We start from the raw sequence: 21,887 nt of genomic DNA, 5'->3' as shown, positions 1-21,887 counted from the left end.
ACAGCTAGTTTGTTAACGATAAATGACTACCAATCGGTACGTTATTTGAATTTTTTGAGAGAAGTAATGTCAGACTGTTTCTCTGACTTGAGGTTTATATGAAGTTAAAATACGAATTAGATAAAACGACTGGTAATGCACGTCGCGGCCGTTTGATCTTTGAACGTGGTGTTGTTGAAACGCCAGCATTCATGCCTGTAGGTACTTACGGTACTGTTAAAGGCATGACACCTGAAGAAGTTGACGCAACAGGCGCTGACATTCTATTAGGTAATACTTTCCACCTGTGGTTACGTCCTGGTCAGGAAGTAATGAAGCAACACGGTGGTTTACATAACTTCATGAACTGGCAGGGGCCAATCCTGACTGATTCAGGCGGTTTCCAAGTATTCAGCTTAGGTAAAATGCGTAAAATTACTGAAGCGGGTGTACATTTCCGTCATCCAGTAAATGGTAGCAAGATCTTCTTAGATCCAGAAACTTCAATGGAAATCCAAGATGACTTGGGTTCTGACGTTGTGATGATTTTTGATGAATGTACACCATACCCAGCGACAGAATCTGAAGCTGAAAAATCAATGCGTATGTCTTTACGTTGGGCACAACGTTCACGTGATCACTTTGATAAGTTAGATAACAAAAATAACTTATTCGGTATCATTCAAGGTGGCGTTTATGAGCACCTACGTGACATTTCAGTTAAAGGCTTATTAGACATAGGTTTTGATGGTTATGCAGTTGGTGGCCTAGCAGTAGGTGAACCAAAAGAAGATATGCACCGTATTCTTGAGCACACTTGCCCACAGATCCCTGAAGATAAACCACGTTACTTAATGGGCGTTGGTAAACCTGAAGATCTTGTTGAAGGTGTTCGCCGTGGTGTAGATATGTTTGACTGTGTAATGCCAACGCGTAATGCACGTAATGGTCACTTATTTACAAGTGAAGGTGTTATCAAGATCCGTAATGCGAAGCATAAAACAGATACGAGCACGCTTGACCCAGAATGTGATTGCTACACATGTAAGAATTACACGCGTTCATACCTGAACCATTTGGATAAATGTAACGAGATTTTAGGCGCACGTTTAAACACAATGCATAACCTACGTTACTACCAAAACCTAATGCAAGGTATCCGTGACGCGATTGATTCTGATACATTTGAAGAGTTTGTTACTGATTTCTATGCTAAACAAGGCCGTGAAGTACCGCCTTTAGCGAAGACTGACGCTTAATTATTAAGCAAACACTAACCTGATAGTCGATCTAAGTTTGGTAAACCTTTCTCATTAGTAGTAATGTAATGTGATTGGTTTATCATATCAATATTAAAATTTATAAAGGGAAATAAAAATGAGTTTTTTCATTGCAGAAGCAGTTGCCGCTGAAGGTATTCCAACTCCAGCTGGTGGTGGTTACGAAATGTTGATCATGTTAGGTATTTTTGGTGTGATCTTTTACTTCATGATCTATCGCCCACAAGCGAAACGTCAAAAAGAACAGAAGAACCTAATGTCATCATTGTCAAAAGGTGAAGAAGTACTTACTGTTGGTGGCATTGTCGGTAAGATTGCTAAAATCTCTGAAGGTAACGATTACATTGTGATCACGATTGCTGATGCAACAAACATCACAATTAAACGTGATTACATTGCAGCTGTATTACCAAAAGGTAGCATGCAGTCGCTTTAATCTTTTCCGTATCCCAGTAAGGTAATATTTTGTTAAATAAATATCCTCTGTGGAAGTATCTAATGGTGATCGCTACGATCGCCATTTGTTTACTGTATGCCACACCAAATCTCTACGGGGAAGACCCCGCCGTCCAAGTTTCTGCTGCACGTGGTGCTGCTATTGAAGTATCAACACTCGATAAAGTAAAAGCAGAACTCGATAAACAAGACATCTCTTATAAAAGCGTTTCATTAGAACAAAACCAAGTATTAATTCGCTTAACTGATAGCGAACAGCAATTACTTGCTAGTGAAATATTAAAAGAACAATTAGGTCAAACCTTCATTGTTGCTTTAAATCTTGCCCCTGCGACACCGGAATGGCTACAAGCTGTTGGCGCTGGACCATTAAAACTGGGTCTGGATCTACGTGGTGGTGTTCACTTCTTATTAGAAGTTGATATGCAAGAAGCTTTAGTGAAAGCACAAGATCAAATGTTACAAGACTTTCGTACTGATTTACGCGAAGAAAAACTGCGTTATACAGCAGTGCGTAAAGACAGTAACGGTGTAACAGTGCGTTTTCGTGATGTGGAAACACGCGATAAAGCTGAAGAATTCCTGAAGTCTAAATATCCTGACCTACTGTTAAATGACAGTGAAAATAATGGTCAATTTAGCGTGTCTGCAAAAATGACTGAAGCAAAACTTGCTGAAATCAAAGAATATGCCTTACAACAAAATATCACTATTATCCGTAACCGTGTAAACCAATTAGGTGTTGCTGAGCCGCTAGTACAGCGTCAAGGTGCAGACCGCATTGTGGTTGAATTACCAGGTGTTCAGGATACTGCTGGTGCGAAAGAAATCTTAGGCGCGACAGCAACACTCGAATTCCGCTTAGTGGATAACAAAGCAGACCCTTACAGCTCTCGTGTACCTGCAGGTAGTCAAAAGTATACTACCCGTGACGGTCGTCCTGTTGTACTAAAGAAACAAGTTATCTTAACGGGTAATCACATCACTGGTGCAACGTCGAGCTTAGATGAGTTTAGTCGTTCACAAGTGAATATCGATCTTGATTCGCAAGGCGGCAGTAAAATGTCTCGTGCGACGAAGAAAGCAATCGGCACATCAATGGCAACTGTATTCATTGAATACAAACCTACTGGTGAGAAAACAGCTGATGGCAAATCTAAACTGCAAAAAATTGAAGAAGTAATTAACGTTGCTACCATTCAAGCGCAGTTAGGTCGTAGTTTCCGTATTACTGGTTTAGACAGTGGCAGTGAAGCTAAAAACTTAGCACTACTTCTACGTGCCGGTGCATTAGTTGCGCCAGTACAAATCGTAGAAGAACGTACTATTGGTCCTAGCTTAGGTAAGCAAAATATCGAAAACGGCTTATCAGCAATGATCTATGGCATGATTGCTATCGTTATCTTCATGGCTATCTACTATCGTAAATTTGGACTTGTTGCCAACATCGCGTTGTCTGCAAACATCATCATGATCATTGGTATTATGTCTATGATCCCAGGTGCGACGATGACGCTACCGGGTATCGCTGGTATCGTATTAACGATAGGTATGGCCGTTGATGCCAACGTATTGGTATTCGAACGTATCCGAGAAGAGCTAAAAGAAGGTCGTAGTGTTCAACAAGCGATTCACAGTGGTTATGATAATGCATTATCAACCATTGCGGATGCGAATATTACCACTCTATTAACTGCGATTATCTTGTTTGCAATTGGTACTGGTGCGATTAAAGGTTTCGCTATTACGCTTGCAATTGGTATTGCCGCTTCTATGTTTACTTCAATCATTGGTACACGTGCAATCGTGAACTTCCTTTGGGGTAATAAAAAGATCGATAAACTTTCAATCTAAGGGGATTAATTATGTTTGAAATTATTAAAACAGAACGCACGATCCACTTTATGAAAATGGCTAAGCCGGCGTTTATCTTATCAATACTGTTGGTGCTTTTATCGATATCTTCAATTGCTATTAAAGGCATTAATTGGGGTCTTGATTTCACCGGTGGTACGGTAATCGAAGTGGGTTATGACAAACCAGCAGATCTTGAAGTAATTCGTCCGTTGTTAGCAGCTGAAGGCTTTAGTGATGCGGTTATTCAACATTTCGGTTCAAGCCGTGATGTATTGATCCGTATTGCACCGCGTGAAGGCTTGGACAGTGAGCACCTTGGTAGTCAAATGCTGGCTGCATTACAAGGTTACGATAAAAACGTAGAAATGCGTCGTATCGAGTTTGTTGGTCCAAACGTTGGTGATGAATTAACTGAGCAAGGTGGCCTCGCGCTGATTGCTGCGTTAATTTGTATCCTGCTATATGTTGGTGTACGTTTTGAATGGCGTCTAGCATCGGGTGCTGTATTAGCCCTTGCGCATGACGTTATCATCACACTGGGTATCTTCTCGGCATTAGAGATTGAATTTGATTTAACTATTTTAGCGGCGCTATTGACCGTTATTGGTTATTCATTGAATGATACTATCGTGGTATTTGACCGTATTCGTGAAAACTTCCGTCGCATGCGTATTGATGACTCTGTAGAAATTATGGATGTATCATTAACGCAGACATTATCGCGTACGTTAATCACGTCAGGTACAACATTAATGGTATTAGTATCATTGTTCCTGAAAGGTGGCGCACTGATCCACGGTTTCGCGTTAGCATTGCTAATCGGTATCGTTGTTGGTACATATTCATCGATTTACGTAGCAAGTGCATTAGCACTGAAGCTTGGCGTAACGCGTGAAACTATGTTACCACCAGTGATTGAAAAAGAAGGCGCAGACCAAGACCCTATGATGTAATTCTAGGTTTTCCTAGCGAACTGATTAGTCTTTTGACTGCCATAAAACCCGCCTAGTGCGGGTTTTTTATGTTTTCGAATGAGTACTTTAACTGCTTGGCCATACAGATGCTTAATGCTGCGGTACAATGCAATGCTTATATACAATATTATTGGTATTTTGGTTAAAGCGTCAGGTTTATCTTGTGCTGAAAATTAATATCAATATACTCCCGCTCATATCTGGTATCGTAGAGCACGTATCAGCCCACATATACAAATGTTAAGCAATGATCATTATGTTTAGCGCATTACTGACAAAACCAAGTTGGAGAGTAACTTACTATGTCTGACCGATTTAGAGTAAAAGAGACCTCAGGTCTACTCATTTTCCTTAATACTCAGCTAAAAGGCTGGAGCCGCAAAAACATAAAGCAAAGGCTGACAACTGGGTGTGTTGTTGTTAACGGTCTGCCTGTTATGGTGCATGATCATGAGCTCAACGTCGGCGACGATGTGGAAGTTAGGGCATCAGGAAAGAGCATGCAACATGGCGTTGCCCGATTAGAGATCTTGTATTCGGATAATGATCTTATCGTTATCAACAAACCCGCAGGCCTATTGTCTGTAGCTGCAGCGGGTGAAAACAAACAGCATGCGCTAGCCATTCTTCGCAAGCAACTTTCAACGCCTAAGCGTGCTGTTAATCTATGGCCAGTACATCGACTCGATCGCGATACATCAGGTGTATTGATGTTTGCCACTTCTCGCGAGATGCGTGAAGCTGTTAATGAGGGATGGTCTAATGCCGAGAAAACCTATCTTGCGGTAGTTGAAGGTCAGCCCAATCCAAGTCAGGGGACTATTGACCAGCCTTTGAGAATGGAATCAGAAAAGTATCAGATGATTGTCGGACAACATCCGGATGCAAAAAAAGCCGTTACGCACTTTAATACCCAGCGAACAGGCAAGGAACGTAGTCTGCTTGAAGTGCAACTCGAGACGGGTCGACAACATCAAATCCGTGCCCATATGGCCTGGTTAGGACACCCTCTGATTGGCGATCCTCGTTATGGTACTGATGGTCCGCGTATGGGACTGCATGCACTGCGCCTTAGTATTACGCGTCCAAATACTGGCAAGCGACTCACTTTCGAGACACCTGCACCGGTTGATTTTCTTGCTCTGCTCCGATAACTTAAAATGCACTCCACCATGTATTTATTATGGCATGGTGGTGCTCATCTCATTGTCGATATATTGTAGGTAGTTCGGCTGTCATGTGAGCCGCGTTCTTTGCTGTTACACACGAGCAAGCGTTGTCCAAAACGTTTTCTAAAACTTTGTTTGCCATTACCGATTTTATACGTTGTGTGATTGAATTATAAGATATAAAGTGAAATTCTGGTTAAGCTAAATAATCGCTTAGCAAACTCTGGGTATTTAATTGAAAAGGATAACAACATGGCTCATAGTCAACGATTTCTAGATTTATGCAACGAAGCCCGTAAAGTAGTTAAAGAGTGCAGCTGTGATGATGTAAAGCAGTGGCAGGACGAAGGTAAGCAATTTGTGCTTGTCGATGTACGTGAAGAAAGCGAGTGGGCTGCAAGTCGTATTAGCGGTGCTGAGTACATGGGGCGCGGCATTATTGAACGTGACTTAGAAGCGAAATATCCTGAGTTAGATACGTGTATCGTATTATATTGCGGTGGCGGTTATCGCTCTGCGTTATCAGCTGAGTTCATCCAACGCATGGGCTACACAGACGTTATTTCTATGGATGGCGGTATTCGTGAATGGAAAATGAAGAGTTATCCAATCAGTAAATAAATTTTGCTTATGGTTATTAGATGAATGTTGTTATGTGCATAGCAACATTCATCTTGTTATCACGTTATTGCCAGATAACTTGGTTACGGCCATTTGTTTTTGCTTCATATAAACGGGCATCGGATTCGGAGAGCATTTCATCAATCGACTTGTTACCAAAACTGGCACCAATACTAATCGTAATTTTGATTTCAGTGCCATTATGCGCCATGGTTAATTGTTCTATTTTAAGGCGTACTAACTCCAGTTGTGACACAAATATAGTACGGTCTATATTGCTTTGAATGCAGAACTCTTCGCCTCCAAAACGCGCCACAGTGGCATCTGAAAAGTGATGTTGCAATTGCTTCGCTATCGTCACTAATACAGCATCGCCCCCATCATGCCCGTGATTGTCATTCACTTTTTTGAAAAAATCTATGTCTAGCATCGCAATATTATTATGCTCTGCGGTTGTGCCGCGACTATGTTGATTAAAGAAATAGCGGCGGTTCCATAAACCGGTTAGCGCATCTTGATTAGCCATCTTGTAAAGCTTGTCTGCAGTATCTTTCATGTTGAGGATATGATGGATACGGCAGTAAAACTCTTCTTGATTAAAAGGTTTATAGAGAAAATCATTCGCCCCGGCTTTTAGAAAACGCGCTGTCATCGACCGATCACTACTGCCAGATAGGCCTAGAATCGCCAGTTGATTCCGATCGAATTTACGACGGATCTCGCGGGTCATGGTAATGCCGTCTTTTTCGGGCATATCATGATCTGTGATGATCAAACTAATATCAGTGTGTTGCTGTAATAACTCGATTGCCTGAGCGCCATTTTCAGCAGCAATGACTTGCAGGTTTTGTCGTTCTAATAAATTAATCAGATGGGTACGTACGGTTTTGGAATCTTCAACGACGAGCGCTTTATGACGACAATTTTCTTGCAGACGTCGTAATAATGGGATGAGGTAAGAAACCGATGATGCGCTATCTTTTAATAAATAGTCTATGACGCCTTTGGATAATACTTTTTCGCGGATATGTTCACTGTAATTAGCCGTTAAAATGATAGCCTGTAAGCCATAGTTTAATACATGATCGATGATTTCACCGTCAGGGCCATCAGGTAAGCAATAGTCGAGTACCGAACAAAGAAAATCATCCTCTCGCGCTAAAATCTCATGGGCTTGTGCTATTGATTCTGCAAATACGGCTTGAAAACCAGCTTGGCTTAGCTGAATATTAAGGTATTTACGAAAAGCTCGGCTGTCTTCAACAACAAGTATTTTGCAGAGCAAGTGGATATCCTTATCTTCGTTAACTTCACAAACAAGATATTACACGTTAACTTATTGAAGTTAATGACTTATATCGCTATTTTTGTGATTGGTAGAGTCTATTTAGTCGAGAAAACACTATAGCACTATAATGTTCTTTATGTTTTACCACCTTGTGTATAAATTCAAAGGCGAACTTTACTGGCCTGAGCAGAATAAGGGCATTGGTTAACTCATCAACTAATCGCCGTTGATGTGTGTGTCGTGCAGTATTGTGATGACGGTTCGCGAGTGGATAACGGAAGGTTCTCCGATGATTAAATAATGTGTATCCGATACTCAATAGTTATTGCTGAGATAATTATTGTAGTGATAACTACTGAAAATAACCCATACGTAATAACTGGATATTATATTCTCTCGTTTATCGAGGTCTGGTTATTTTTATCTTGCTTGCTAGAACCATTGTTGGTTTACTGGACATTCAATTTTAAACGTTTGGTTAGAGGGTTATATGACAATTTATTTTATAAATCACTCTGCGACACGTTTATGGCTGCTCTGGAAACCAGAGTAGCAGCTAACTAATTTTGGCGAGGCTACGGAATCTGTAGCCTGCACTCTGTTTTATTCTACTTATTCCTAGCCTCCAACTTATCTTGGAGAGGTCATGGAACAGACTACTATCAGCAGTAACAGCACGAGTACTAGCAAAAAGCAGCGCAATACGCGTTCAGCTCTACGTAATAAACTGTCAGCACATAAAATAGGTTTACTGTGTGCATTTTTTGCTACCTGTTTGTTTTCGACAAAAGGGATCTTCGTTAAACTTGCCTACCAGTATGGTGTTGATAGCATCACGCTAATGACCTATCGCATGCTCTTATCTCTGCCTTTCTATATCGGTGTATTCGCTTGGATGATAACAAAAACACCCACACTGTCATCTCGGATTAAAGCTCAATTTTTACCTGTGATGGGGATTGGCTTTTTGGGATATTACTTATCGAGTTACTTTGATCTGGAAGGGCTTAACTATATTAGCTCGCAGCTAGAGCGTTTATTGTTATTTACCTACCCGACAGTCGTCGTGATCCTTAGTTGGTTGATATTTGGTAATCGGATTAACCGACAAGTAATAGGTGCACTTATCTTGGCCTATGCAGGGGTTTTTGTACTGTTTTATCATGACTTGGGTAAGCAAGGCGAGGGAGTGATAACGGGGTCGTTATTAGTACTAACCGCTTGCTTTACTTTTGCTTGTTATTTACTACTGAGTAAATCCAAGATCCAGCAGTTAGGCAGCTTAGTCTTTACCTGTATCGCTATGTTTGGTGCGAGTTTTATGATCTTTGTTCATTTTTCGGTGGTGCATGATATTAAAGATCTTAGTATACCTCTGCCGGTATTTTGGATATCGCTGTGGTTAGCGATTGGCTGTACTGTGATCCCTTCATTTTTGATGAGTGAGGGCATTGCCAGAGTTGGACCTGAGCAAGCTTCGATTGTAGGCGGTAGTGGACCTGTATTAACGGCGTTAATGGCGGTGTTTTTATTAGGGGAAGCTTTCACTGTGTACCATTTTTTAGGTATGTTGATGGTAATTGTTGCTATTGTCTGGCTAAGTGTTAGAAAATAGCACCTTAATCTCTATAAGAGTTGGGCACTTACACCGTTATTGTCTATATAGAGCATCAGCTGAGGGTTGTATGGTTAAAGTTAAAGTTTGGGACGGATTTATTCGTGGCTATCACTGGTTACAGGTGAGCTTGTTATTTGCACTGTGGTATTGCGCTGATAATGACGAAATGGAATGGCATTTCGTGTTTGGCTACGCATTATTGGCACTATGGATAACGCGTTTTATTTGGGGATTTATTGGCAGTGATACTGCGAAATTTAGTTACTTTATAAAAAGTCCTATGGCGTTAATTGATTATCTAAAAGACAAAAACAAATTTGACCGTGTTAAATTTGGCCATAACCCAGCAGGTGCCTGCATGGTTGTATTGTTTTTAGCTTTAATCATTACCCAGTTATTCAGCGGTCTCAGTGCCAGCGATGATATTTTGTCAGAAGGGCCACTTGCCCAATATTTTTCTGCGGATACCGTGAGCTTTATGACATGGCTGCACAGTGTTAATTTTGATGTATTACTGGGGGCTATCGGTTTACATATTATTGCGATTGTCGCTTATAAGTTGAAAAAGCAGCCGTTAGTGAAAGCGATGTTTACTGGTGCGGCAGAATACCCACGAGTGAATTCTATTGTAGAACCAAAAATACTTACCGGTTGGTTAGCTTGGGCTATCTATGTTGCTATTGCTGGCGCTATTTGGTGGCAGTTTGGGCATGAAAACTTAGGCTATTTAGTGTATTGATTGCTTTATTACCTCGATCATTAAGAACAGAGTTTAAACATAAAGCATAAATGATATTTTTGCAGACATTAAGGCTAAAAAGCTAGCTTTAATGTCTGAATTTTTTAACCGCGTAACACTATTAGATTTCCGAAACGTCATATTTCCCATCTCATCTATACTCCTCTAATATGTACTTACAAGATGTAAGTTGTTGATACTTATTTGGCCTAAGTCTAAGTAGTATGTTTTCATGGAGTGAGAAGAATTATGAATGAAATTAAATTTTATGAACCTAATGATGCATTTGGTTTTTTATCCAATTTAGCCACTGCGCCAATTATAATTGAAGAGCTTGAATGGCCAAGCAGTGAACATTATTATCAAGCTCAAAAGTTTAATGACCCGCAATTACAGCGTTTGGTCCGTCAAGCGCCTACCGCCGATGAAGCCTTCCGATTAAGTCGTGAATATGCGCAATGTGTTAAATCTGATTGGTTGCAGGTACGCGAGCAAGTTATGCGTTATGCCGTCGCTGAAAAATTTAGCCAAAATCCTTATTTCGCCTATCAACTCGTTGCTACTGGAGAGCAGGTGTTAACAGAGCATTCGCATAAAGATAGTTTTTGGGGGGACGGTGGTGACGGCAGTGGTCGTAATGAACTTGGCAAAATATTGATGGCTGTGCGCAGCGATTTAAGCGAACAGGAACCTTATAATCTGATCACTTATGTTGATAGCGCTAAGTTACCAACCCAATTTGGCATGTTCCAGATGAACGGTTTTACAGAGCGAGCGACAGGTAAAGAACACCTTGCTTTAGTTTATGGCAAGTTGGATCCGAGCGAACCAGTACTGATTCGTTTACATTCTGAATGCTTAACTGGTGATGCATTATTTAGCGCACGTTGTGATTGTGGGTTTCAGTTAGCGAAAGCCATGCAAAACATTGTAGAGAAAGGTAGTGGCGTGATCCTTTATTTACGTCAAGAAGGCCGTGGAATCGGCTTATTAAATAAGATAAGAGCTTATCATTTACAAGATGATGGTGCTGACACTGTTGAAGCTAATGAGCGCTTAGGGTTTGCGGCAGACATGCGAGATTATACTTTCTGTAAAGGAATGCTCGGTCATCTGAATATTAATAGTGTTAATTTAATGACCAATAACCCGCGTAAGGTGAATGCATTAATTAAAGCGGGCATTAATATTGCTGAGCGTGTTCCGCTACAAGAAGGAAATAACCCCCATAATGAAGGTTATCTAAAAACCAAAGCGAACAAACTTGGGCATATGTTTGCAGCTGAATTCATTAATTAGGTTGACTTATTTATTGGGTGAATAGGCCAATTATAAATAGTAGGCATATAGTGTAAATACCGGTGACTTAATGTAAGTCGCCGGTATTTTTTTAGTGGTTTTTCTTGTATTGACTGCGCTTGTATCTACTTATGAAGATTACATGTACTGACTAATAATGTCAGTTAGCGTACCTGCAGTCGTTAAATCTGACAGCTGCTGATTAATAAACAACTGTAGTTCGCTATCCATTTTCGGATCAAATGCAAGGTAAATTGGATAGGTTGGGATCAACGCTGAAAAATCCTGTAAGTGATAATTGTTGAGATCTTTAGATTGAATTTTAAGGTTGTATTGAATACGTGATGTCATTTCGATGAAAATAGCATCTTGAGGCATTTTATCTAAAATTCGAAACGCAGCCGCATAATCTTTCACTCTGAGCTCTTGAATTTCGCCACTATCAATATAAGGCTGTAGCGTTGGATAATCAAAGCCATAAAGTAAAACAAATACTTTGTCTTTTATGTCACTAATCTTTGTATATGAAAAGTCTGATTTGGCATTCGTTAAGATGCTATGACTCACAGTGTAAATTGGTTTGTCAGATAAATTGTCAGCTTGGACACTTCCCCAATTTGGACTGCCGTAAGTGATCCAATTTTTCTCCCCTCCGGCCTCTAATTCTGAAATCATTCGGTTGAACGGATAAACGTGGTAATTAATCGTGTATTTATCAACAAATATCTTGGCAATAATGTCTGACACAATACCTGTGTGCTGATTATCTTTTGTTGTTATTTGAAATGGCATGGCTTGTTTAGCGATGACATAATAGTTGACTGACTCTGAACTTGCTGTAAAGCTAGCAGTGAAAAGTTGTAGGGTTAACATAATTACAATAAAGTTTTTCATTTTACTTCCTTATAACCTTAATTCCATTTTTAATGTCTATTATTAGACTAGTCGATTAGCAACAGGATGTGAGCTTCAGGATGAATAAAGCGACTTTGCACAAGAAAAAAATAGGTATTGCGAGGCAATTGCTTGTATCGATCATATTAATAAGCTCTTTTTTTACATTACTGATTACAGGGCTAAATGTCTACCTTGATTATAAAGAAGATATATCAGGTGTAGAGACTCAACTTGAACAAGTAAAGCAAAGTTATTTATCTAGCTTAACCGCGAGCTTATGGGTTGAAGATCGTGAACAACTTAAGTTGCAAGCTGAAGGCATTATGCAACTTCCTAATCTTCATTACCTCGAAATTAAAGATGATAACGGTATTGTCCTACAGTTAGGCACACCGCTATTCGAATATGAGTATCAAGTGTCCTGGCTAATGCAGCAAAACTTTGCTGATAAAAAATTCGATCTTGCGACATTTAAAATTCAAGCGGACTTATACCCTATCTATAAAGGCCTGTGGGACAAGTTTGTTGTATTGCTATTATCCCAAGTCGTAAAAACCTTCATTGTCGCGTTATTCATCATCTTTGTTGTATACAAGATTGTGGTACGGCCATTAACTGAAATGTCTGATGCGGTTGGCCATGTTGATAGTGATAAACTCCCGCTGCCTATTGAGTTGGTGCCGCGTAAATTTGATGATGAGATTACGCATTTAACCGAGAATTACAATGCGTCTATTACGGAGATTCGTCATAATTACCTTGAACTTGAAATTGCAAAACACCAAGCTGAAGACGCCAATTTAAAGAAAAGTGAATTCTTGGCTAATATGAGTCATGAAATTCGCACCCCTATGAATGGGGTTATTGGTACCGCATCCTTATTGCAAGATATGCCGATGGGTCGAGAGCAAAAAGAATTTGTTGATATGCTGTATTCTTCGTCGATTACGTTACTCGACTTGATTACCGATATTCTGGACTTTTCTAAAATCGAATCTGGCCAACTTATTTTAGCGAAAAACCCATTGAATCTGTTTGAACTATGTAAAGAAGTCGAGACTAACTTTTCGGTATTGGCAGGACAGAAACAGATCGCATTAGTCTGTCATATTGACGAACAGATACCAGACCTTGTGCTTGGTGATATAACGCAGTTACGCCAAGTACTCAATAATCTGGTCTCTAATGCCATCAAGTTTACTTCAATTGGTTATGTTAATCTTAATATCAAATTAATTACCCGTGAAGATAATAGCGCAGGGATCATGTTTCAAATTATTGATACTGGTATTGGTATCGCGGCTGAAAATCAGCATAAAATATTTGAAAAATTCCAGCAAGCAGATGGCAGTACGACACGAAATTATGGTGGTACTGGTTTAGGTTTGGCTATTTGTCGCAGTATTGTGACATTAATGGACAGTGACATCATTGTTTATAGTAAACCCGATAAAGGCAGTCGATTTGAGTTTTCAGTTAATTTTGATTGTATTGATGAGCTGTTGTCAGGGCCTGACGTAGAGCAGAGCCTAGCAGGCTTATCCATCTTATTGGTTGATGACAGCATGTTGAATATGCGCATCACCTCAGCACAGTTAAAAAACTTTGGTGCTAACTCTGTATCTTGTGATGACCCATGTTTAAGTAAAAGTATGGTTCTTGATGCTTTGGATAAAGGTAAACCCTTCGATCTTGTCATCATTGATAAAGTGATGCCGAAGATGGATGGTTTTACTGTTGCGAAACAATTACAGGATGAATTCGCAGAGCTCACGCCTCGATTAATGATGCTATCAGCCGATGCAGAAGTTGGCGATGATGTGCTTTCCAAGCAGCTTGGAGTCAAAGCTTTTTTAAGTCGCCCATATAAAGCTGAAACATTAAAAGCGGTCGTGCTTAATACCATGATGAGTGCTCAAAGTGATCACGATGCTGAGGATGCTGTTGAAGAAGAGGCTGACAGTAGTGTAATGAAAGTGCTGTTAGTTGAGGATACTTTTATCAATCAGAAAGTAACGACGATGATGTTACAAAAATTAGGTATCGAAGTCACGCTTGCTGAGAATGGTCAAATCGGTGTTGATTTGTGTAAAGAGCAGGACTTTAATTTAATCTTAATGGATTGCCAAATGCCAGTTCTTGATGGTTTTAAAGCAACCGTCGCGATCAGAGAAAGTGAAACGCCCTCTGCACATGTGCCCATTATTGCATTGACGGCGAATGTACTGCAGACCGAAAAAGACAAATGTTTTGCCGCGGGGATGGATGATTTCATGGCTAAACCCGTGAGTAAACAAGTGCTGACATTGATGCTGCAAAAGCACTTGTCACCTTGGCTGGCAGATGCCCCTGCTCAGCACAAATTAAAGGCGGTTGATCAAGCATAAAAAAGGCGAACAATCATATTGTTCGCCTTGCTAATATTTATAATGGATTATTTTGATTTGTAATCACTATGGCAAGATTTACAATTTTTTGCCGTTTGACCAAATGCTTTTTTTATTTGACCACGGTTACCTTCTTTGGCAACGGTCGCTAAGTTTTGCGCATCTTTACTGAATTGGCTAAATTTAGCTTCAAAGCCTGCTGCATCTGTCCAGATTTCAGCTTTCGCTTTCGTCTCTCCAGTTTGGCTATCGCTTGAGCTAAAACCGTGTTGCGCCATCGGAATTAATTGTGCAAGTTGTTCTGAGCGCAATTGAAATGCGGTGTCATTCCATTCTTTTTTACCTTTAACCATGTCAGCCATGTCGGAAAAATTAATAGCGATCATGGTTAATGCTGATTGGCGATACGTAATATCGGTTTCAGGTTTATCAAACGTTGCTGCTTGTGCTGTGGTAAACATCATTAATGATGTCAGACCTGCTAATTTTAGTGTTTTGCTCCAGAACATATTGCTTCCTTATTGCTGTTGGCTTAGTTATTCATTGATAACCTATTATTATATGCTTGATAGTAAACTATTTTTAGGTATGGTTAAATGTGATGCATTGCATTATTTAGCAAAACATTGTGTGCTAAATTGGTAGGCTTACCTCGTCAGTATTCATTAGCTAAGGAAAGCATAATGCGAGCAGGTCATATCATGGAACGATCATACCTATTTAATTTACCACATCGTGCATCTCGGCATCTTGGCACACCAGGCTCAATACTTTTAATGGGTTTACTTTATTTACTTTCAGTTACTGCGACTCAAGCAAGTCAGCTGCGAGTCGCTGTCTCAACATTGGATTCTGGCATTGTCGCTGAACATGTGCAGTCCGGTTTGCAATCTGAGTTGTCTCGACAAGGTTATGTAATCGGCACTAATCTCACCTGGATCAATAATAAAGGGAAAGCCAAATCATCAGATGTGAATGTCACGATCTCTACCGCCGAACACCATCCTTTCATTACCTTAGTTAACCAGCAGGGACTCGCAACTGAAATTAATCGAGACACCTCTGAGTTTCGTGAGCCGTTAACAGAGCAGTATGAAATTAACTTCATCAAAAAACTATTACCTGGCATTAATACTATCGGCGTTATCATTGATAAGAATGCCATTGATATGCATAACACTGAGCAATTTTTGGCACGCCAAGAGCAAAAGGGCATGCATATTGTTTATTACTATATTGAAAAAAGTGATGAATTAAGAGGCGCAACTCGTATGCTAGCGCCTGTTGTTAATGCCATTTATTTACCTTGTCACATTACGGATATGCCTGAATTGGAACAGATTGTCACTGTCGCAGAGCGCAATGATGTCGCCCTTATTGGCGAAGACCACCGTAGTATTAAAAAAGGCGTCTTTGCCGTATACAATATTGACTATTTCCAAGTCGGGCGTGATACCGCTGATTTATTAGTGCGTTTAGCCGAAGGCCGAGATACGTTTAGTGGTCGCGATGATTACCTTGCTAGACCTGTGCTTTCGCTTAATCTTGATGCCGCAGCGCGAATGGGTGTTGAGTTATCCAGTGATATCATTAATAAAGCGAAGTTTATTATAGAATAACGGGCTATAACATGACTTTAATACGGCCTTTTAACAGCTGTAATTGATCTGTTTGGGTTAATTTATACAGATATATTCAATTTTTTTTTAATAAATTCGTTTTTCTGCTTGAAGCATTAAATTTCGCCCCCATATTTATTTTCAATCGCAGAGATAACCTTACAATGCGTAGGTTGTCAGTGATAGAAAAAGTATTTTAATAGACTTGAAATAACTTTATCTGTCACCATTTATTCTGTATCAAATTTGTAAATGAAGTATTTATTGGAGAATTACGATTATGGGTAGAATCATTGGTATCGATTTAGGTACAACTAACTCTTGTGTATCAATCTTAGATGGCGACACTGCTCGCGTAATCGAGAATGCTGAAGGTGATCGTACTACTCCGTCAATCATCGCATACACTGCAGATGGTGAAACTTTAGTTGGTCAGCCTGCAAAACGTCAAGCTGTAACAAACCCTGAAAACACGCTGTTTGCAATCAAGCGTATGATCGGTCGTCGCTTTGAAGATGAAGAAATTCAACGTGACATCAAAATTATGCCTTACCAAATTGTTAAAGCTGACAATGGTGATGCATGGGTAGAAGCGAAAGGCCAAAAGATGGCACCGCCACAAGTATCTGCTGAAGTTTTGAAAAAAATGAAAAAAACTGCAGAAGACTATTTAGGTGAAGCAGTAACTGAAGCTGTAATCACTGTACCTGCATACTTCAACGATTCACAACGTCAAGCAACGAAAGATGCTGGTCGTATTGCTGGTCTTGAAGTTAAACGTATTATCAATGAACCAACTGCTGCTGCATTCGCATATGGTGTAAACACAGCTAAAGGCGACAGCGTTGTTGCTGTATACGACCTTGGTGGTGGTACATTCGATATCTCAATCATCGAAATCGATGAAATGGATGGTGAGAAGACATTTGAAGTACTAGCAACTAACGGTGATACTCACCTAGGTGGCGAAGATTTCGATACACGTCTAATCAACTACCTAGTAGAAGAATTCAAAAAAGAACAAAACTTCGACCTAACAAACGATCCGCTAGCAATGCAACGTCTTAAAGAAGCTGCAGAAAAAGCGAAAATCGAACTGTCTTCAGCACAACAAACAGATGTAAACTTACCTTACATCACTGCTGATGCATCAGGTCCTAAACATTTAAACATCAAAGTTACTCGTGCTAAATTAGAATCTCTTGTAGAAGATCTAGTTAAAGCAACGATGGAACCACTACGTATCGCATTACAAGATGCTGACCTAGCTGTTGGTGATATCAACGATATCATCCTAGTTGGTGGCCAAACGCGTATGCCTATGGTTCAAGCTGCTGTTACTGAATTCTTCGGTAAAGAAGCACGTAAAGACGTTAACCCTGATGAAGCAGTTGCAATGGGCGCGGCGATTCAAGGTGCGGTACTTTCTGGCGACAAAACAGACGTACTTCTTCTAGATGTTACACCTCTATCTCTAGGTATTGAGACTATGGGTGGTGTTATGACTAAGCTTATCGAGAAAAACACAACTATCCCGACTAAAGCGTCACAAACATTCTCAACAGCTGAAGATAACCAAGCTGCTGTAACAGTTCACGCAATCCAAGGTGAGCGTAAACGTGCTGCAGACAACAAATCACTAGGTCAATTTAACCTAGAAGGTATCCGTCCTGCACAACGTGGTATTCCACAAATCGAAGTTGCTTTCGATATCGATGCTGATGGTATCTTACACGTATCTGCTACAGATAAAGATACTGGTAAAGAACAAAAAATCACAATCCAAGCGTCTTCTGGTCTTTCTGATGAAGAAGTAGAAGCAATGGTACGTGATGCTGAAGCAAACTCTGCTGAAGATGCTAAATTCGAAGAGCTAGTTCAAGCACGTAACCAAGCTGATGCAATGGTTCACGGTACGCGTAAGCAAATCGAAGAAGCTGGCGAAGCACTACCTGCTGACGAAAAAGAAAAAATCGAAGCAGCTATTGTTGAACTAGAAACAGCAATTAAAGGCGAAGACAAAGAAGCGATTGAAGCTAAAACTCAAGCGTTGATGGAAGCCGCTCAAAAATTGATGGAAATTGCTCAACAGCAAGCTCAAGCACAACAAGCTGGCGCTGAAGCCGGTGCTGAACAGCCAAAAGAGAAAGATGTGGCTGGTGATGTTGTTGACGCTGAGTTCGAAGAAGTGAAAGACGACAAAAAATAATAACGCCTGAGTTATTACTTTTTAAATAGCAAAGGCGTTGGTGCTTCACCAACGCCTTTCGTGTATCTAAATTATTTAATTTTAAGCGGTTATTATGTCAAAACGCGATTACTATGAAGTGCTAGGCGTCTCTCGTGACGCTAGCGAAAAAGAAGTTAAAAAGGCCTACAAACGCCTCGCGATGAAGTTTCACCCAGACAGAACGAAGGGTGATAAAGCGATGGAAGAGCAATTCAAAGAAGTTAAAGAAGCTTATGAAGTGCTTAACGATTCACAGAAAAAAGGCGCTTATGACCAATACGGTCACGCTGGCGTAAATCAACAAGGTGGACACGGCGGTCAAGGTGACTTCGGCGATATCTTTGGTGACGTTTTCGGTGATATGTTTGGTGGCGGTGGTCGCGGTCGTCAACAACGCGCTCAACGTGGTAGTGATTTACGCTACAACATGGAACTTACACTTGAAGAAGCGGTTCGCGGCGTAAGCAAAACGATCCGTATCCCTAGCCAATGCCACTGTGAAGTGTGTAATGGTTCAGGTGCTAAATCTGGTAGCAAAGCAGCAACTTGTAGCACGTGTCATGGCCAGGGCCAAGTACAAATGCGTCAAGGTTTCTTTGCAGTAAACCAAGCGTGCCCAACGTGTCACGGTAAAGGCAAGATCATTAAAGATCCTTGCCGTAAGTGTCATGGTGAAGGTCGTTACGAACGCAGTAAAGATTTGAAAGTAACAATCCCAGCTGGTGTTGATACTGGCGATCGCATCCGTTTAACGGGTGAAGGCGAAGCTGGCGATGCAGGTCCGGGTGATTTGTATGTGCAAGTAAGTGTACGCGATCATGCTATCTTTGAACGTGATGGCAGCAACCTTTATTGTGAAGTGCCAATTAGCTTCACTTATGCAGCCGTTGGCGGTGAAATCGAAGTACCGACTTTAGATGGTCGCGTTAAATTGAAAGTACCAGCTGAAACACAAACTGGTCGTATGTTCCGCCTACGTGGTAAAGGCGTTAAGTCTGTACGTGGTGGCGCTATTGGTGATCTACTGTGTAAAGTGACGCTGGAAACGCCTGTTAAGCTTAATGCTGAACAAAAAGACTTGTTACAGCAGTTCGAAACATCGTTAAACAGCGCATCAGCAAAGAAGCACAAGCCTAAATCAGAAGGTTTCTTTGACGGTGTTAAAAGCTTTTTTGATGACTTAACTAAATAATTAAATCGAGTTATTGATTTCGCTATTTTAAGTCTTACTAAGCCGTGATTGTTATCGCGGCTTTTTTATATATCCAGTTTATTCCAATCAGTATCTTCATTAAAACAAATACCTCTTAATAGTAATAAATTGTTGATGTGTGATTGATTACACAGATATAACTCAGCGCAATATCATTCTATTTTATAAACTACTACTATCAATATTTTATAAAATTATCATCAATTAATGTGCTGTTATTTAACGGTTATGGGGCTTAAATGTTTTACGGTTTTGATATTGGCGGTACCAAGATAGAATTCTCGGTATATAACGCTGCGCTTGAGTGTGTTTTTAATGGACGGATCCCTGCACCGACTGAAGATTATGAAGAGTTATTAGATGCACTCGATAGCTTTATTTTTAACGCTGATGAGCAGTTTGGTTGTAAAGGCATGGTCGGTATTGGCTATCCAGGCGTGATGGATCCAGAAACGAATACATTAGTTTGCTCTAATTTACCTAGCTTGCATGGTCAGAACTTACAAACTGATTTACAGAAACGTATTAGTCGTGATGTCAAAGTACAAAATGATGCTAATTGCTTTGCGTTGTCAGAATGTTTTAAAGGCGCAGCTGAAGATGCCGAGATCGCCATCGCTGTCACGTTAGGTACGGGCTTGGGTGGTGCTGTCTGCATCAATAAAACAATTTTGTCCGGGCATAACTTTGGTGCTGGTGAATTTGGTCATATGGCGATCCCTGGTACTATGCTGCAGCGTTATCCTGAACTGCCATTGACCCACTGTGGTTGTGGTGGGCATTCTTGTTTAGAAACGTATTGTTCAGGTACTGGCCTCGCTGCGTTATACAAGCATTATAAAATCCATATGGACGGCGCTTGTAGTGAAGAACAGGCGATCAAAGGCCCTGATATTATTGCTGCATATGAAGCTAAAGAACCTGTCGCGGTTAAAACAGTGACGGTATTTTTAGACATTTTAGCGGCAGCGCTCGGCAGCCTTATTATGGTGCTGGATCCGCATGTTGTTGTGTTTGGTGGTGGCTTAGCTCGTTTTGAGGCATTGTATTCGCAGTTGCCTAAAAAGATAAAATCTTATGTTTTTGATAACATGAAATTACCGCAGTTGAAACAAGCTGAGTTTGGTGGTGAAGGTGGTGTGCGTGGCGCTGCACTGTTGAATTATAAATAGCCGTTTTGATGTTCAAATAGGGGTGAACATTAATTAAGGGATAAAATTTTTATTCTCTCCCTTGTTTTTGTATAAATCGCCCATACCTAGTTATTTAAGCAACACAGTAACTGTGTTTATCATTAAGAATTATGGAAGTTTAATTATGTCTGAATTTGCAACAAGTGAACAAAAAGGTAGTTACGGTATTGGTCTTCAAATGGGCCAGCAACTTGCAGCTAACCCATTCGAAGGTCTAGACATTTCAGCTGTTCAAGCTGGTCTTGCAGATGCGTTCGCTGGTGAAGAAAGCAAAGTTAGCAACGAAGAGCTAAACGCTGCTTTTCAACTAATCCATGAAAAACTAGAAGCAGAAAAAGCTGAGAAATCAAAAATCTTCGCAGCTGAAGGTGAAAAATTCCTAACTGCAAACGCAGAGCGTGAAGAAGTTACTGTAACTGAATCAGGTCTACAGTTCGAAGTTATCGCACGTGGCGACATCGAGCAAAAACCAACTGCAGAATCTACAGTACGTGTTCATTACCATGGCATGCTAACTGACGGCACTGTATTTGATAGCTCTGTTGAACGTGGTCAACCTGCTGAATTCCCAGTTGGCGGCGTTATCGCTGGTTGGACTGAAGCACTACAACTAATGAACGTTGGTGATAAATTTAAACTATCTATCCCACACAATCTTGCTTATGGCGAACAGGGCGCAGGCGCTGCAATCGGTCCATTCCAAGCACTAGTATTTGAAGTAGAACTATTAGACATCATCTAATCAGTCCTATTACAGACTAGCGAAACGCCTTGTTTATAGTGATATGAACAAGGCGTTTTTTTATGCCTAAAAACCCTGTTTACGATGCTATGCCTTTATTTATCCTTAGACCTTAATTATTAATTGGCACTACCTATAAAGATATAAATTTATGGTGGTGGAGATATAGTTGCTGCCTCGCAATTATTATTTAGGTAAGATGGATGTTGATTTAGATCAATTTATGGATAGTGAGTAATGGCAACGTATAACGATTTTAACTGGAAATATGTAGTAGCTTTTTTAATTGTATTTTTAACAATACCGACTATGAACCTGTGGGCTGG

18 protein-coding genes are annotated in these 21,887 nt (G+C 40.4%); 15 read left to right on the top strand and 3 right to left on the bottom strand.

From position 1 onward, the window contains the following. Positions 1 to 98 precede the first annotated feature (98 nt). The 6 genes from tgt to JFU56_RS05630 all read left to right on the top strand — a co-directional run bounded on the left by tgt (position 99) and on the right by JFU56_RS05630 (position 6,336). Positions 99 to 1,238: a tRNA guanosine(34) transglycosylase Tgt gene (gene tgt, locus JFU56_RS05655; RefSeq protein WP_198436288.1), complete on the top strand. Its 1,140-nt coding sequence runs from the start codon at positions 99 to 101 to the stop codon at positions 1,236 to 1,238. A gap of 118 nt (positions 1,239 to 1,356) precedes the next feature. Beyond that, positions 1,357 to 1,695, top strand: a complete 339-nt coding sequence (gene yajC / locus JFU56_RS05650; protein ID WP_198436287.1) for a preprotein translocase subunit YajC — start codon at positions 1,357 to 1,359, stop codon at positions 1,693 to 1,695. 29 nt (positions 1,696 to 1,724) lie between these two features. Next, positions 1,725 to 3,569: a protein translocase subunit SecD gene (secD, locus tag JFU56_RS05645; protein WP_198436286.1), complete on the top strand. Its 1,845-nt coding sequence runs from the start codon at positions 1,725 to 1,727 to the stop codon at positions 3,567 to 3,569. An 11-nt stretch (positions 3,570 to 3,580) separates the two neighbouring features. Then, complete coding sequence (gene secF, locus JFU56_RS05640) at positions 3,581 to 4,525, top strand: protein translocase subunit SecF (RefSeq protein WP_198436285.1); 945 nt, start codon at positions 3,581 to 3,583, stop codon at positions 4,523 to 4,525. Between the two features lie 323 nt (positions 4,526 to 4,848). Then, entirely contained in the window at positions 4,849 to 5,700 is an 852-nt protein-coding gene (locus JFU56_RS05635; RefSeq protein ID WP_198436284.1) for an RluA family pseudouridine synthase, read from the top strand. A 267-nt stretch (positions 5,701 to 5,967) separates the two neighbouring features. Then, positions 5,968 to 6,336, top strand: coding sequence for a rhodanese-like domain-containing protein (locus JFU56_RS05630; RefSeq protein ID WP_198436283.1), 369 nt, complete (start codon positions 5,968 to 5,970; stop codon positions 6,334 to 6,336). 64 nt (positions 6,337 to 6,400) lie between these two features. Here the strand turns inward: JFU56_RS05630 and JFU56_RS05625 are convergent, their stop codons facing one another. After that, positions 6,401 to 7,621, bottom strand: coding sequence for a response regulator (locus JFU56_RS05625; protein ID WP_198436282.1), 1,221 nt, complete (start codon positions 7,619 to 7,621; stop codon positions 6,401 to 6,403). 649 nt (positions 7,622 to 8,270) lie between these two features. Here JFU56_RS05625 and JFU56_RS05620 point away from each other — a divergent pair. The 3 genes from JFU56_RS05620 (at position 8,271) to ribA (ending at position 11,280) form a co-directional block, all read left to right on the top strand. Then, positions 8,271 to 9,239 (top strand): DMT family transporter, encoded by a 969-nt coding sequence (locus JFU56_RS05620; protein ID WP_198436281.1) that lies wholly within the window; start codon positions 8,271 to 8,273, stop codon positions 9,237 to 9,239. A gap of 70 nt (positions 9,240 to 9,309) precedes the next feature. After that, entirely contained in the window at positions 9,310 to 9,981 is a 672-nt protein-coding gene (locus tag JFU56_RS05615) for a cytochrome b/b6 domain-containing protein (protein WP_198436280.1), read from the top strand. Between the two features lie 249 nt (positions 9,982 to 10,230). After that, the gene (gene ribA, locus JFU56_RS05610) at positions 10,231 to 11,280 is read left to right on the top strand and encodes a GTP cyclohydrolase II (RefSeq protein ID WP_242065872.1); all 1,050 of its coding nucleotides are present in this window, start codon (positions 10,231 to 10,233) and stop codon (positions 11,278 to 11,280) included. Between the two features lie 138 nt (positions 11,281 to 11,418). Here ribA and JFU56_RS05605 read toward each other — a convergent pair whose 3' ends face one another. Beyond that, positions 11,419 to 12,174: a transporter substrate-binding domain-containing protein gene (locus JFU56_RS05605; protein ID WP_198436279.1), complete on the bottom strand. Its 756-nt coding sequence runs from the start codon at positions 12,172 to 12,174 to the stop codon at positions 11,419 to 11,421. 80 nt (positions 12,175 to 12,254) lie between these two features. Here JFU56_RS05605 and JFU56_RS05600 point away from each other — a divergent pair, with 80 nt between their 5' ends. Then, positions 12,255 to 14,564 carry a response regulator gene (locus tag JFU56_RS05600; protein WP_198436278.1) on the top strand — a complete coding sequence of 770 codons (2,310 nt, stop codon included), beginning with the start codon at positions 12,255 to 12,257 and terminating at the stop codon, positions 14,562 to 14,564. 47 nt (positions 14,565 to 14,611) lie between these two features. Here JFU56_RS05600 and JFU56_RS05595 read toward each other — a convergent pair whose 3' ends face one another. After that, the gene (locus JFU56_RS05595) at positions 14,612 to 15,073 is read right to left on the bottom strand and encodes a cytochrome c (protein WP_198436277.1); all 462 of its coding nucleotides are present in this window, start codon (positions 15,071 to 15,073) and stop codon (positions 14,612 to 14,614) included. A gap of 192 nt (positions 15,074 to 15,265) precedes the next feature. On the opposite strand from JFU56_RS05595, the gene JFU56_RS05590 reads away from it, so the two are divergent. From JFU56_RS05590 to JFU56_RS05570, 5 genes are all read left to right on the top strand, one after another. Then, positions 15,266 to 16,183 carry an ABC transporter substrate binding protein gene (locus JFU56_RS05590; RefSeq protein ID WP_242065871.1) on the top strand — a complete coding sequence of 306 codons (918 nt, stop codon included), beginning with the start codon at positions 15,266 to 15,268 and terminating at the stop codon, positions 16,181 to 16,183. 280 nt (positions 16,184 to 16,463) lie between these two features. Further along, positions 16,464 to 18,392: a molecular chaperone DnaK gene (dnaK, locus tag JFU56_RS05585; RefSeq protein WP_198436275.1), complete on the top strand. Its 1,929-nt coding sequence runs from the start codon at positions 16,464 to 16,466 to the stop codon at positions 18,390 to 18,392. 94 nt (positions 18,393 to 18,486) lie between these two features. Continuing rightward, complete coding sequence (dnaJ, locus tag JFU56_RS05580; RefSeq protein ID WP_198436274.1) at positions 18,487 to 19,605, top strand: molecular chaperone DnaJ; 1,119 nt, start codon at positions 18,487 to 18,489, stop codon at positions 19,603 to 19,605. A 260-nt stretch (positions 19,606 to 19,865) separates the two neighbouring features. Next, entirely contained in the window at positions 19,866 to 20,798 is a 933-nt protein-coding gene (locus JFU56_RS05575; RefSeq protein ID WP_198436273.1) for an ROK family protein, read from the top strand. 145 nt (positions 20,799 to 20,943) lie between these two features. Further along, positions 20,944 to 21,561 (top strand): FKBP-type peptidyl-prolyl cis-trans isomerase, encoded by a 618-nt coding sequence (locus tag JFU56_RS05570; protein WP_198436272.1) that lies wholly within the window; start codon positions 20,944 to 20,946, stop codon positions 21,559 to 21,561. The last annotated feature ends 326 nt before the right edge of the window (positions 21,562 to 21,887 follow it).

The organism is Moritella sp. F3, assembly GCF_015082335.1.
In the GTDB taxonomy this organism is placed as follows: Bacteria; Pseudomonadota; Gammaproteobacteria; order Enterobacterales; family Moritellaceae; genus Moritella.
The sequence above is the reverse complement of the archived record's forward strand: the minus strand, read 5'-3'. Positions and strand labels throughout refer to the sequence as shown.

What these genes read in the sequence shown, in the direction of transcription:
- tgt (WP_198436288.1), top strand. Translation starts at nt 99, where the DNA reads ATGAAGTTAAAATACGAATTAGATAAAACGACTGGTAATGCACGTCGC.
- yajC (WP_198436287.1), top strand. Translation starts at nt 1,357, where the DNA reads ATGAGTTTTTTCATTGCAGAAGCAGTTGCCGCTGAAGGTATTCCAACT.
- secF (WP_198436285.1), top strand. Translation starts at nt 3,581, where the DNA reads ATGTTTGAAATTATTAAAACAGAACGCACGATCCACTTTATGAAAATG.
- JFU56_RS05635 (WP_198436284.1), top strand. Translation starts at nt 4,849, where the DNA reads ATGTCTGACCGATTTAGAGTAAAAGAGACCTCAGGTCTACTCATTTTC.
- JFU56_RS05630 (WP_198436283.1), top strand. Translation starts at nt 5,968, where the DNA reads ATGGCTCATAGTCAACGATTTCTAGATTTATGCAACGAAGCCCGTAAA.
- JFU56_RS05620 (WP_198436281.1), top strand. Translation starts at nt 8,271, where the DNA reads ATGGAACAGACTACTATCAGCAGTAACAGCACGAGTACTAGCAAAAAG.
- JFU56_RS05615 (WP_198436280.1), top strand. Translation starts at nt 9,310, where the DNA reads ATGGTTAAAGTTAAAGTTTGGGACGGATTTATTCGTGGCTATCACTGG.
- ribA (WP_242065872.1), top strand. Translation starts at nt 10,231, where the DNA reads ATGAATGAAATTAAATTTTATGAACCTAATGATGCATTTGGTTTTTTA.
- JFU56_RS05605 (WP_198436279.1), bottom strand. Translation starts at nt 12,174, where the DNA reads ATGAAAAACTTTATTGTAATTATGTTAACCCTACAACTTTTCACTGCT.
- JFU56_RS05600 (WP_198436278.1), top strand. Translation starts at nt 12,255, where the DNA reads ATGAATAAAGCGACTTTGCACAAGAAAAAAATAGGTATTGCGAGGCAA.
- JFU56_RS05595 (WP_198436277.1), bottom strand. Translation starts at nt 15,073, where the DNA reads ATGTTCTGGAGCAAAACACTAAAATTAGCAGGTCTGACATCATTAATG.
- JFU56_RS05590 (WP_242065871.1), top strand. Translation starts at nt 15,266, where the DNA reads ATGGAACGATCATACCTATTTAATTTACCACATCGTGCATCTCGGCAT.
- dnaK (WP_198436275.1), top strand. Translation starts at nt 16,464, where the DNA reads ATGGGTAGAATCATTGGTATCGATTTAGGTACAACTAACTCTTGTGTA.
- dnaJ (WP_198436274.1), top strand. Translation starts at nt 18,487, where the DNA reads ATGTCAAAACGCGATTACTATGAAGTGCTAGGCGTCTCTCGTGACGCT.
- JFU56_RS05575 (WP_198436273.1), top strand. Translation starts at nt 19,866, where the DNA reads ATGTTTTACGGTTTTGATATTGGCGGTACCAAGATAGAATTCTCGGTA.
- JFU56_RS05570 (WP_198436272.1), top strand. Translation starts at nt 20,944, where the DNA reads ATGTCTGAATTTGCAACAAGTGAACAAAAAGGTAGTTACGGTATTGGT.